Raw genomic sequence first — 12,004 nt, 5'->3', positions numbered from 1 at the left:
ACAGTTAGCCTAAGATCAAGGCGGAGTAACTTGGGATGATATTTGTACTGTTCTTTTCATTGAGTGGTGCAAAAGTACAATTTATAGTTATTGTAGACAATTTAACACCAAAAAAAACTAAAAAAAATTGTTTCACAACACAGAATCTTTTCTTTGGTCGCAGTCTGGAAAAAAAAAGTCAGTGGTAAATACAACAAATGGGATAATGAATATCCCACGCAAAAAACTCGCAACCTGTTTGGTAAAATGTGAAGAAAGGGAATTGTGAAGTGGTGCATTTTGGCAAAGTGGTTGCATCCGCTTTAAACCGCAAAAATGCGTTTCCGACCGAAGCGAGGAATTGCATTTTTGCCCGCCGACTTAGGCTTTTAGGCAACTTTTATCGGGTGGGTGCGGAAATCTTTCAGGTTGTGAAAAAATCCTTTGTATTCGGTCATTCCCCTGCGGAACAAGTTCCATAGCAAAGAACACCCCATTTGTGTTAATGATGAATTGATAAACAAATCCTGGTGTTCCAATGCTTCTGCAAGTGAGCAACTTGGCGTGTTGTCTTCCTGTTCGGATTGCTTCAGTAATTCGCCAAATTCATCGGTAACAAATGGCAGGCTTGCCACCGTTTGGTATTTCTCTGAATTGGGTTGCTTTATCTCTCCGATAGTAGATAGTAGCACTTGTCCAATATCTCGGCTGTTGCCAAAGTCCAGCCAATATTTTGGCTCGTCTTGGTAGTGTCTGCGGTAGCTTATTTCTTTAAGAATTTCAGCAACGCCAAACCTCGACTGTACATTGTCCACACACGTAATGGTAATGATTGCCTTTGCTTTTTCGGGCGGTCTTTCAAAATTGTCCTTTTCAAATTTTACCGTTTCGGCTTTCCAATTTGTACCTGCCCAACGGTTGCAACGATTGATTAAAGCAACGGATTTGTACAATCCTGTTTCACTTTCTGCAAATCGTTGTCTGCCTAAATTGGCACTCGTGATAACATCATCATCCCAAAGGCGGACTTGCAACCCTGCGTGTTCCAATGCTATCAAACTTTCGTTTATTTCCATTAAAGCGGTCAATACTTTTGAGCCTGTGCCACCTGCTCCGATAAGGTTTATCGAAATCGGGTTTGTCGGATTGAGCAGATAATTGTCTGTAAAATGGATTGCTGTTTTTGCTGTGTTCATCACAATAGATTTTTAAGGGTTTTGTTGTTCTTTTTCAATACTTCTTTTGGAAAGGGTTTATCCGTACCAATAAGGTCTTTCCATAGACTTACGATGTTCTTTTTTGTCAAATTTGCACTCAATGAATGACTGAAATAGGAATTGAAAAAATAATGTTCCCACGCTTGCATAAATTCCTCAACCGAAGCAGAATTTTTAATATCAATACTTACCGTACCCATACATACATTGCCCTTTTCGTAGATATTGAAGAAAGGTGCGTAATACAATGGCGTTTTCTCGGTGGGTCTTCTATCATTTGCCAAAGCAAATACGGTAAGACTGTTTTTGTTCGCTAACCAAAGCATTGGCGGTACTTGTGCCATTCCGTTGGGTATGCCCAAACTTTCCACAAAATACAGTTTCCGTTGCTGTGCTTTGGTGTACCAAAGCACAGTACCTTTTTCAGCATTCGGATTGATATGCAGAATATTGGTCGGCAAAATTCCTTTTGGCTTTAAAAAAGCTGCGTTCTTTTCTTCATCGGTCTTTAAAGCTTTTGCCAATACATTGGCTTCTTTTACCGTCAATGGGTGGGCATTGATAGGCGTTCCGTTGCTATCCATATCAAAATGCTCCACATACACATCGGTTTCCGTTCCTTTGGTTTCATAGAAAACCAAAGCGGATTTTGGATAGTACATACTGCCAAAATGGTTTGTTATATCTGTTGTTGTGTTCATTTTTCTATCGTTTTGTATTCGTATAATAATCCACTCAAATCATTCAATAAATCAAACAAACGGTTCTCAAAATCAAGGTCGGTTGTTGGTATTTCGCTTCCGTCAAACCGCTTGGAAATAGTTGGTTCTTCCATTGCTCCGTACTCGTTAAATTCATTGTTGATGGTATCTGAAAGGTTTTCGTATAACCAACCTTTAGTGTCTGCAATAAATGAAATGTATTTTTCCATTCCGATTATTTCATTTTCGTAATCATCATTATAAAGGTCTTTTTCGGGCAATGTGGCGTTTCTGAAAATAGTTGCGTTCGGATATTCTGTACAAAGGGCAAACGCATTACAAGCCACTTGCCAACATTCCTTATCGAACGTATCAACACTTTTAAATCGGTTCAAACGCTGTTCAAATATCTTTAGATTGATGCGGTTGAATAACTTCTGTTCTATCTTATCGCCAATGTATTCGGCTTTTCTCAATTCACGTTTGTTGGTTTCTGTTTCTTCCGTTTCCTCATCCTGTTCCACCCAATCATTCATCGTTTCGTAAAGCCAATACAAATAACTTTCTTCCTGCCTGTAATAGGGAATTAGGACGATGTGGTACAGATAACTGCATACCGACAGTAAAAGTTGTGCGGTCTTTTTACGCTTCGGGTCTTTGAGCATTTTAAACAGTGGCTTAATGGGAATATAGTACAAAGTTGTACCTGTATTGTATCGTTCCTCACTCACAAAATAGGTTTTACCGCTATTCTGTATCAATTTGAAACCATCCCAATTGATATTGGTACGCTTCAATTTAGTTTCCATATCCCACATAGACAATGTTATATTGTAGGGAAACTCAAAATCTTGGGTTTGCATTGGCTCAATGCTGTAATGCTCGGCAAGTCGGGAAAGGGACTTGTAAAAATCCCTCTCCGTTTTCTGACAAGCCTGTACGGATTGTGCTGTTTTCAGTTTAGGCAGAAATGTACATTTTAGAATAGCATTGGCAACATTGCTATCGGTACGGATTTCTGTTTGTCTTTCTGCACTTGGTTGGCGTCCTTTGGTCTTTGCATCCAATTGGCGAACTCGCCCAACTGTCGGTGTAACTGCTGTTGTCGTTTCTGTTCGGGTATGTTGATTATTCCCGATATGATATTGCGTTGCATAATTCATCGTTTTAAAATTTTGGTTTAACCTTTCGTACCCATTACGCTCTCAAATTTGTACTCGACTGCATCATCTTTTATCTGTGGTGCAGATGCTTTTGCAGTTGTCAAAATCGGGTACATATTGGCGTAAAAATTCATTACGGCTTCCACGCTCCAACGTGGTTCGGGGTCGGTCAGCCTGATGTCCTGTCCTTTATCTTTGAGTATGAAAACTCGTTCTAACTGTGTTGCTAATAACATAACTTTCTAATTTTTGGGTTAACACTTTTATTCTTCCTCGTCCGCTTCATCAATTGGATAATCGGCAGTAAGTTCTTCCACCTTTGGCGGTTCGGGCGTTGCTTCTTCCATTGCTCCGAAAAGGCTCGGTGTTGCGAACTTGTCGGACAATGATGTTTTGCGTTTGCGTATCTCGTCCGCTTTTTCGGAGAACTCCGTTATATCGGGAACTTTTATCCACGCTTCACGGAATTTGCCCTCTTTTTCCAACTCATCCGCCTTTGCCATTGCATCTTTAAACTTCTTGTCTTTGGCTTCTTTTTCTTTTTTCTCTTTTTCGGTTTTTGCTTTCTCGATTGCCGATTGTGCTTTGGCTTCATCAAGTTGCTTTTGAAATTTTTCCATATCCACCATTAAGCCCGATACCTTTTGTATAGGTGTTGTTATCTGCTCAAAAAATCCCTCGTCAAACTCTTGGGGTGTGGCGTTGAATGTCAATGGGGGAATACCGTTTTTGGCACTATCTCCGCATTGTTCGTTGTTAAGCAATACTGTTACAATTAGGTTGCTTTCTATTCCTTTTGAAATGTTCAGTTGTAAAACTCCTGTAAAGTCCAACTGCTGTATCTGATTGAAAAAATTTGTATTCATCGTTCTTAAATTTTAATTGTTGAAGATTGTTTTTTGATTGCTATCAATTTCTTGTGTATATCCGTCCAATAGGCATTTTGCCTTTTATCGAAGTCTGAAAAACTTTTGTCCTCGTGGCTATATCCTGTATTTCGCTTCGCAATACGGATAGCTTCTTTTAGGTCGGTTACTTCAATTTCGTAACCGTTCAAATCCGTTACTTTCATAGTGTTACAATTTTGCGTTCCAAAAGAGTTTCCAATATCTCATAATCACTTTCGTACTCTTCTCCCTCAAAGTGGTAGAGGTCTGTTTCTTCATCCTGTTCGTAGGCTTCAAAATCATCATCGCCCAAAAATATATCGCTGAGTATGCCATCCCGATAAGTTGCTCTCCCGTAAACAAGGTTTCCCATTTCTTCATAGTCCTGTACAAAATCCACTTGGTAGTATTCTGCTATCTTTTGAATAATTTCAATATTGGGCGACCATTTTGTTTCATATTGAAATTGCCCTTCATCGCCCTCGTTCCAATAGATATTGAAGAAATACCCACCGTTGGTATCTTCCATAAATTCGGGTAGTTGCCCTTCTTCGGTTTTTTCTTCCTTTTCCTTCATTGATTGGAAAAGTTCTTGTATTGCTGTGATTGCTTCGGGAGTTCCCTCGAATACAACCGTGTTACTGCACCAATTTGCCATAATGAATATTTTTAGTAGGCTACCACCGATTAAGGCGGTAGCCTGTTGTTATTTAATTAAGGTTTAGGATTTCCGCACCGTCCAAAGCAAATGCGGTACACAGTTCAAATGCTTTTTGCGATTTCAGTTGGGCAGTACCACCCAATACAATGCTCTGCAATTTGGCTTCGTCATTCTTGTAATTTCTCACGTTCTGATAGTAGCCTGTGACAGCGTTATACGCTCCGAACAAAGTGCCTTTTGTTGTGTCCATTTGTTGTGTATCGCTTATCATTGCGTATGCAAATGCGTCCTCAACGGTATTTTTAAAAAGGGTTGAAATTTCATCTTCCGCACCTTTTTTGATTAAATCAAAGGTTTCCTTATTCGGGCAAAGTGCCAATTGAATTAGCTTTTTTACCTCTCGGTCTGTGACCTTTACTTTTGCCCATTCATTGAAAATTCCCTCTAATTGGTTGCTAAATGTATTGGCAAGTCCCATAATCTTATGGGCATTCTCAACACGTTGTTTTGCTCCCGAAGTGTGTTTGATGCGGACAACATTTGTCATACTGCGTAACGAAGCATTTAAGGTGTTTTGGCAAACAATTCTGATAGGTGTAAATGCGGCTGTGATACTTCCGCTACCATCGTGCGAAGTGGTTAGGAAAATGTATTTTTCCGTAACGTCATCGCCATTCCCAACTCGGATATAGTCGGGTAATTTGGCGGTGATAAAAATACGTTCTCCATTGCCTAACGCTCCTGCGGTTTCATAGAGAATGCCCTCACCACCGCCTACAATAGCATCAAAGAAATTAAAGGCTTCACGGTTTTGTACAATGTGGTAATCCTTGCCAACCACGCCCAATACGGCATTGTTATCGGTGCGGATGTTGGCGAAATAGTTAGGTACTTGTAATTCGCTACTGCCTATCTCTATGCTGTTGGTGGTTTCGATAATGCCCGAACCTTTTGTAAATAGTGGGGATTTTACGACTTCGTAATCTAACCCTGCGTGTTTGATAGCTTCCTCGCTTGTCGGGTACTGTTCTACGATTTGCCCCAAACCATGCCACGCTTTTTGTTGTACACTAAAAAATGAATAACGTCCTGTTCTCTCGTTGAAATTGATATTATGTGCCATAATGCTTAAAATTTGATGTGAAAAAAATGATTGAATACTCGTTGTTAAAATGGGAGGTCGTCTTCTGTCGTGTTATTGTTTGTGCCTGTGGTAGTTAGTACCGTTTCCTTTTTTTTGCTACCTCCGTGCAATTTGATTTGTGAGGTATGGAAATTCAGACCTGCTCTTGGCTCTCCGTCATTACCTGTCCACGCTCTGGTACTTACTCGTCCCGATAGTTCTACCAAAGTGCCTTTTGTAAGTAGCTTGGCTACATTCGGGGTTATCCAATAGGAGCAGTCGAAATAGGTTGTTTGCTCAATGCGTTCGCCCTGTTTGTTACGGTAGCTGTCGTTGGTCGCTACTGAAAAATTTACTACTTGTTTGTCCTGTGACGTTGTGCGTACTTCCGCATCTCTTGTCAGTCTTCCTGTAATGTTCATGATTTCTACTTTTTTGCGTTATTAATTTTGTTCTGATTTTTCCCTTGATTTATTCGGCAATGAGAGGAGGTGCTGAAGTTTCGTTTCACTCTTTTGCCATTTTCAATGCTGTATTTTTTCATTTCTGACATTTTTTTTATTCGTCTAAAGAGCCGGAGTATGCTTTGTTTCGTTTCACGAGCATAAAAAGGTTAGTGTTTAGCAGGAACAAGGTTTTGTCAAAAAAATACGACCCGAATGGGTGGAGATTTTTTTGCAAATCTGGAAGGCACGACCTTGTTCCTGCGTTAAGAACACGGAAATACCTTTGCTCTTGAAATGGAACAAAACAGCATATCGGTTCTTGAATAAAAATCATGTGGAAGCACGTGAAAAAGGCATTGAGTAAATGGCCTTGTGATTACAAAACCTGCAATTACATTTTGCAGAATTTATAAATTTGGAGTTTAGTATCTTAAAGTATTGTGGCTTTTGGAAGCCACGTAAACGGTACTGAAAAATATTTATTGAGGATATATTAGGAGTTTTTCAGTATGGTTTATTAACTCATCCTGCCAAAGCTCTTTTATTGCATGGGATGGGCGCTGGAGCAATAAATGTGCTTTGAAGATTAGTATAGGCTAAAAAAAGCCGAGGATTATTTACCTCGGCTATCTGTATAATATTATATGCAATTTATTTGGTGACATTGAAAAGTTTAGCCATATAAGCTACGGTAAATTCAAAAACCTGCTGTTTTGAGTATTTAATTAAGTTATTGTCATCACCATTGATAAGACTCTGGATATACCTTTCTTTTTGTAGCACCGGAGCGTCGACACCAAATAGCTTTCTCCAGAACATATCAAACATATCTCGGTAGTATTGTATTGTTTTCTTAACCTTTTCATTGACGATTACCGTATTGAGAAAAACCTTTCTTTCTGCATTGTCAAATATTTTAAAAGCAAAAGATTCTTCGTTGATGTTTATAGCAGAGACAAAAGTTTCTTGTTCATTTAGTCCATGGAAAGGTAGAAATTTTATTGCATCTTCATTCTCGTAAACCTGTATAACAAAATCATTCATGAAGACAATAAAAGGGTTTTTATCATCAGTAAATCCAATGTAGTTTTCTGTATATATCGCGTTTCCTCCAAGAGTTTGGAGATGTGTCACCGAAAGGGGGATGGATGTGTCACCATTTTTTTGGAGGATACTGTGACGTAACTTCTCCTTAAACTCAGGTGAAAACGCCAAAATATCTTCACAGACTGCACTTCTGTACAACTGTATGTGAAAGAAGTTACGAATTGTAACAACATCAGCTTCGCTCACTATTTTGAGACCTGAAAGATCTGCTTGTCGGAAGTGTGGTAGTATGTTTTGAATAAATGGTGTTTCAATATCTGTAAACAGGTTTTCGCAATCACTACAAAATACGTAATCCACTGAAAATGGAATGGATTTCGCATTTTCAATTTCTTCCTCTGTTGGTTTTCTTCCAATTGTAGTCTCGAGGGTCAGCTCATCAAGACGTTGGAAATTAAAGTCTATAAATGGATTGGTATTATCCAGAGCAAAATATAATCCTTTCTCGCGTTCATTACTACCTTCTATGTTAAGACAGGTGCGGATAATTGCATCAGTAAGATAGTGAGTATTCTTTTTGTTTGCTTCGCGTTCAAGACACAGTTTACATAAAGACATAGTTTTTTTGTTTAAAGAATTGTTGTAAGTAAATTTAAAAAAAAGAATTTTATTAAAAGCACCCAGCTTCTCGAAACAAACAAAGCAGGAAATCATCCTGCTTTGTTTAGTAAGCAATAATTCTAAACGAGAACTTCTTTCTCCATTTCTGCAAATGATGCTTCCATTCCAGCAAATTTATGCGATACCAAATCCATATCTTTACTTATTTTCTGGCTTGTAATTTTAGCATAAATCTGTGTGGTAGAAATATTTTTATGCCCCATCATTTTACTAAGGCTTTCAAGTGGTACGCCTTCAGTCAAAAACATTGTTCCAAATGTGTGTCTTGCGGTGTGAAAGGTTACTTTTTGTTCTGTAACAATACCTAATTCTTGAATTAGTTTGTCTATATGGCTGTTACAAATTTTGTTTGTAGGAACAGGAAAAATAGAATCATTTCGGGTGGTACCTTTATATTTTTCAATAATTCGTTTGGGTATTTCCATAAGCCTTACATTAGAAGCAACATCAGATTTCTGTCTTCGGCTTATAATCCAATCGTGACCATCAAAAAAGGATTGTATGTTAGTACTTTTAAGTTGTTTAATATCTATGTAAGATAGTCCTGTAAAACAGCTGAATACAAAAAGATCCTTTACAATTTCATAATTTTGTTTTGAAGGATTGTGTAATAACAGGGATTCAACGTTTTCCTTAAGTAAATAGCTACGGTCATTTTCCTTCATCGATATTTCATAATCTTCAAAAGGATTTTTCCTGATAAGACCGTTTTTGACAGCTATTTCCGCAACACGATAGAGTGGCATAGTATATACCCAAACAGTATTGTGTGTGCACTTTTTGTCTATTCGAAGGAAGAAATCAAACTCTCTGATAAAATCACACGTCAATTCCCTGAACGCCATGTCATCACGATGATACCTGCTTTTGATAAATTCAGCAACGTGGTTATAGACAATTTTGTACTTGTAGTAGGTACTTTCGGAGCGTTCTCCTTGTACTACCATTTTCCCAAAATCATCATTGTTCTTTTTAAATACTTTCAGCAAGGAATCTTCCATAATACCAACACCGAGAAATGCAAGTTTCAGCTTTTGTGCCGTTACAAAACCCTCGTGTTTCAGCATATCTTCATAAAGGGTATCGATACGTGCCCTTATATTATCCAATTTTTGGTTAATACCTAGTGCTTTTGCACTCTTACCTTCAACTCTTCCATACTTTAAATCCCAATTCTTTGGATTGATCTCTAACTTTGTTCCTAAAGTCTTAGGTGTTCCATCAATAGTAATACGTGCCATAATCGGGGCATTACCGTTCTTTTTCGGCTCGTTCTTTTTCAGGTAGAAAAGTAATTTGAACGTAGATTTTTTTGTCTGCTCCATAACTCAAATGTTTAATGTTTAAAATTAAATTGTATTGAGTTACAAGGGAATATGAAAAATAGGGCAAAACACTGAAATATAACCTGTTACATCTTTGATTACCTTTGCTAATCGGTAACGAATTAGTAACCTATCTTTGTATTTTTAAGACCAAAACCTATCAGACACCGAGTTCCAAACTAAGACTACTGTTTTATAAAGCATTGTATATAAACGGTTTTAACCGTTTTGCTTATTTTTGCTTTATACTAATCTTTTTTTGATAAAAAGATTCCGATCTACAATGGTCGTTCCGATAATGTGGTAACGCATACTACATTTGAGCAGCGTGAAAAAGATGTTCTATATAAAATTAAACTCAATAGTTTAAAAGGACTCCCACTAGCTAAACGGCGGGTTAGTTATACGATTCAGAATCAAGGTAAAGAGGTAGAAAGGCGCTCTACAACTTCTTCTGAAGATGGAGTGATACATATAGGTGTAAGTCATAAATATTCAGATCCGCTGATTCAGCTTAGGTTTGAGAATTCTGACAAGTTGGTGGTGAATAAAATAATAACAGCGGTAAACCCTCAGCAAGTGGCTGTGACCGAAATATTCCCTGAAGGGGGCAAGCTCATTGCCGGTAGGATAAATAATATTGCGGCAAAAAGTTTGAATCAGCAGGGGCTAGGAATAAAATCTACTGTGGTGATCAAGCAAGGTGCCGATACACTAGGGGTTTTGCGGACTAATGAATTGGGGATGGGTGCGTCGTCGGTATTTATTAATGATACTATTCCTCTTCAAATCACGGCTTATTACGAAGGCGGGGGAGAAAGTCTTGTCGAGTCGCCCAAAATTCATGACTCAGGCTATTCAATTGTGGTCAACCCGAGACACAACACGAGGCTATTTGCTCAATTAAACGCTAGCTCAGGGCAGCTTGATAATTCGGATGTATATTTTGTGGTGCATCATCTGGGAGAGGTGTTTTTTGTGTCTAGAAGCAAATTAAATAAAGAAGAAGTCGTATTCTCGATGGACAAGGAGAAGCTTCCGATGGGCGTAGTAACCATTAGTATATTAAATAGTAATTTTCAACCTATAATAGAACGTCCGGTTTTTAATTACAACCCCAATCAGCTCCTACGGCATGTCGTCACACTGGACAAAGCATCCTATGGTAAGCGAGAAAATGTAAAAGTAAGTCTATTGGTTGGAAATGATACAGACTCGCTCCGTTTTGGTGCATTTTCTGCCTCGGTTTTTGATTTGTCACGCGTGAACACTTCTTATTCGCAGCAAGGAGATATATTGTCCACGCTGTTGATCGACAATGATGTCAAAGGAAATATAGAGCGTCCGAACTTCTATTTTGAGGAAGACGGATCTATTAAGGTGGAGGATCTAGATTATTTGCTACTCACGCAAGGCTGGCGAAATTTGGATTGGACAAGCGTAGGGGTTGATGCCAAAGCGAAGTACCAGCCCGAGAAAAACCTTAAAATCTCAGGATATACCAAGAAAATAGGGCGAAGTAAGCCGGAGCCTAATGCGAACGTGCAGCTGATCTCTACCAAAAACTTTTTTGATTTTATAGATACAACCTCTAATGAGGACGGTTACTTTGAATTTAATAACCTTGTTTTTCCGGATAGCATTAAATTTCTTATTTCTGCTAAAGATGGCGTAAAGGGTAAAAACAATATTGATATAATTTTTGAAGAGGATCGTGGTTTTCCAATATTCAATAGATTGAATATTGCTCAGCGAGACTGGGATATTAATAGGAAGTATTTAGAAAATCTGGAGTCCTCGAAAGAATTTTTTGCCGAATTAGAACGTTTGGGTATAAAAGAAAAAGCAATCGCCATTGAAGAGGTTTTGGTTACACGAAAACAGAATAAAGCGCCAGAATATTCCAGCAACTTGAATGGTGCCGGCAACGCCGATCAGATTATCTCTGCTGAAGAGCTATCCACCTGCGTAACATTGGATATGTGTTTATCAGGACGTTTGCTCGGTGTTTATTTCCAAAATGGAATACCTTATAATACGCGAGGCAACACACCCATGCAGGTGGTGTTAGATGGAATGTATATAGACGCGGAAAATCTGTCAATGATCAATATTACCGATATAGAAAGTGTAGAGGTTTTGAGAAATGTAAATTATACAACTATTTATGGTTCATACGGAGCAAACGGTTTGTTGATTCTAACATCCAAACGTGGGGTTTCCGCCATGGGCACCATTAGCCCTAAAGGTATATTGACTGTACGGCCTCAGGGTTTTCAACTTACGAAGACATTTTATAAGCCTGCGTATGATGTGCAGGATGGATTAAAGTACAATACAGACTTGAGATCCAGCATTCACTGGGAGCCTGCTATTGTGACAGATAAGGATGGAAAAGCCTCTTTTGACTTTTTTACTTCTGACAATTTGGGCAAATATTTGCTTATTATAGAAGGAATAGATTTGTCTGGGAGAATTCTACACAAGAAAATGGAGGTAGTTGTCGAGTAAACCGCAATTTTATCCCTCATACTTTCAGTGACTTATCTTGGGAAGTAAAAATATATCTGTGTAAAGCTTGGAGGCAATAGGTAATCTTCCCTATCTTTGCACCACTCCGCAAGGGAGGAACGGTTCTTCGGAGCTATGAAATACAGAGTTAGAGACGGTTTAAACTGAGAAATCAGTTAAAACAAAAGAAAAAAAACTTCAAATAAAATTTGCGGTTTAAAATAAAGTTTCTACCTTTGCAGTCCCGTCGGAAACGAAGGGGG

Annotated in this window: 12 protein-coding genes; 1 reads left to right on the top strand and 11 read right to left on the bottom strand. The window is 38.4% G+C overall.

Going from position 1 to position 12,004, the window contains the following annotated elements; translation table 11 throughout:
- Positions 1-368: 368 nt before the first annotated feature.
- The 11 genes from EDC17_RS15730 to EDC17_RS15680 form a co-directional block, all read right to left on the bottom strand.
- Positions 369-1,175, bottom strand: coding sequence for a PRTRC system ThiF family protein (locus EDC17_RS15730; protein ID WP_132779065.1), 807 nt, complete (start codon positions 1,173-1,175; stop codon positions 369-371).
- Positions 1,175-1,897: a PRTRC system protein B gene (locus EDC17_RS15725; RefSeq protein WP_034727267.1), complete on the bottom strand. Its 723-nt coding sequence runs from the start codon at positions 1,895-1,897 to the stop codon at positions 1,175-1,177. The genes EDC17_RS15730 and EDC17_RS15725 overlap by 1 nt, the downstream gene beginning before the upstream one ends.
- Positions 1,894-3,060: a hypothetical protein gene (locus EDC17_RS15720; RefSeq protein WP_034727270.1), complete on the bottom strand. Its 1,167-nt coding sequence runs from the start codon at positions 3,058-3,060 to the stop codon at positions 1,894-1,896. The genes EDC17_RS15725 and EDC17_RS15720 overlap by 4 nt, the downstream gene beginning before the upstream one ends.
- Positions 3,061-3,077: 17 nt before the next feature.
- The gene (locus EDC17_RS15715) at positions 3,078-3,296 is read right to left on the bottom strand and encodes a PRTRC system protein C (RefSeq protein ID WP_002978317.1); all 219 of its coding nucleotides are present in this window, start codon (positions 3,294-3,296) and stop codon (positions 3,078-3,080) included.
- A 27-nt stretch (positions 3,297-3,323) separates the two neighbouring features.
- Positions 3,324-3,926: a PRTRC system protein E gene (locus EDC17_RS15710; RefSeq protein ID WP_034727273.1), complete on the bottom strand. Its 603-nt coding sequence runs from the start codon at positions 3,924-3,926 to the stop codon at positions 3,324-3,326.
- A gap of 5 nt (positions 3,927-3,931) precedes the next feature.
- Positions 3,932-4,132, bottom strand: a complete 201-nt coding sequence (locus EDC17_RS15705; RefSeq protein WP_034727275.1) for a hypothetical protein — start codon at positions 4,130-4,132, stop codon at positions 3,932-3,934.
- Positions 4,129-4,605: a DUF1281 family ferredoxin-like fold protein gene (locus tag EDC17_RS15700; protein WP_034727277.1), complete on the bottom strand. Its 477-nt coding sequence runs from the start codon at positions 4,603-4,605 to the stop codon at positions 4,129-4,131. Before EDC17_RS15700 ends, EDC17_RS15705 begins: the two co-directional genes overlap by 4 nt.
- A 52-nt stretch (positions 4,606-4,657) precedes the next feature.
- Positions 4,658-5,731 (bottom strand): DUF932 domain-containing protein, encoded by a 1,074-nt coding sequence (locus EDC17_RS15695; RefSeq protein ID WP_034727280.1) that lies wholly within the window; start codon positions 5,729-5,731, stop codon positions 4,658-4,660.
- A gap of 44 nt (positions 5,732-5,775) precedes the next feature.
- Positions 5,776-6,153, bottom strand: coding sequence for a single-stranded DNA-binding protein (locus tag EDC17_RS15690; protein WP_034727283.1), 378 nt, complete (start codon positions 6,151-6,153; stop codon positions 5,776-5,778).
- A gap of 675 nt (positions 6,154-6,828) precedes the next feature.
- Entirely contained in the window at positions 6,829-7,842 is a 1,014-nt protein-coding gene (locus EDC17_RS15685; RefSeq protein WP_131401731.1) for a hypothetical protein, read from the bottom strand.
- Between the two features lie 122 nt (positions 7,843-7,964).
- On the bottom strand, positions 7,965-9,230 hold the full coding sequence (locus EDC17_RS15680; RefSeq protein ID WP_034727288.1) for a site-specific integrase: 1,266 nt from the start codon (positions 9,228-9,230) through the stop codon (positions 7,965-7,967).
- Positions 9,231-9,530: 300 nt separating this feature from the next.
- Here EDC17_RS15680 and EDC17_RS15675 point away from each other — a divergent pair, with 300 nt between their 5' ends.
- The gene (locus tag EDC17_RS15675) at positions 9,531-11,741 is read left to right on the top strand and encodes a TonB-dependent receptor plug domain-containing protein (RefSeq protein ID WP_132779063.1); all 2,211 of its coding nucleotides are present in this window, start codon (positions 9,531-9,533) and stop codon (positions 11,739-11,741) included.
- Positions 11,742-12,004 lie beyond the last annotated feature (263 nt).

This window comes from Sphingobacterium alimentarium (genome assembly GCF_004342685.1).
Classification (GTDB): Bacteria; Bacteroidota; Bacteroidia; order Sphingobacteriales; family Sphingobacteriaceae; genus Sphingobacterium; species Sphingobacterium alimentarium.
The sequence above is the reverse complement of the archived record's forward strand: the minus strand, read 5'-3'. Positions and strand labels throughout refer to the sequence as shown.

Coding starts and splice junctions, on each gene's coding strand:
- EDC17_RS15730 (WP_132779065.1), bottom strand. CDS start 1,175: ATGAACACAGCAAAAACAGCAATCCATTTTACAGACAATTATCTGCTC.
- EDC17_RS15725 (WP_034727267.1), bottom strand. CDS start 1,897: ATGAACACAACAACAGATATAACAAACCATTTTGGCAGTATGTACTAT.
- EDC17_RS15720 (WP_034727270.1), bottom strand. CDS start 3,060: ATGAATTATGCAACGCAATATCATATCGGGAATAATCAACATACCCGA.
- EDC17_RS15715 (WP_002978317.1), bottom strand. CDS start 3,296: ATGTTATTAGCAACACAGTTAGAACGAGTTTTCATACTCAAAGATAAA.
- EDC17_RS15710 (WP_034727273.1), bottom strand. CDS start 3,926: ATGAATACAAATTTTTTCAATCAGATACAGCAGTTGGACTTTACAGGA.
- EDC17_RS15705 (WP_034727275.1), bottom strand. CDS start 4,132: ATGAAAGTAACGGATTTGAACGGTTACGAAATTGAAGTAACCGACCTA.
- EDC17_RS15700 (WP_034727277.1), bottom strand. CDS start 4,605: ATGGCAAATTGGTGCAGTAACACGGTTGTATTCGAGGGAACTCCCGAA.
- EDC17_RS15695 (WP_034727280.1), bottom strand. CDS start 5,731: ATGGCACATAATATCAATTTCAACGAGAGAACAGGACGTTATTCATTT.
- EDC17_RS15690 (WP_034727283.1), bottom strand. CDS start 6,153: ATGAACATTACAGGAAGACTGACAAGAGATGCGGAAGTACGCACAACG.
- EDC17_RS15685 (WP_131401731.1), bottom strand. CDS start 7,842: ATGTCTTTATGTAAACTGTGTCTTGAACGCGAAGCAAACAAAAAGAAT.
- EDC17_RS15680 (WP_034727288.1), bottom strand. CDS start 9,230: ATGGAGCAGACAAAAAAATCTACGTTCAAATTACTTTTCTACCTGAAA.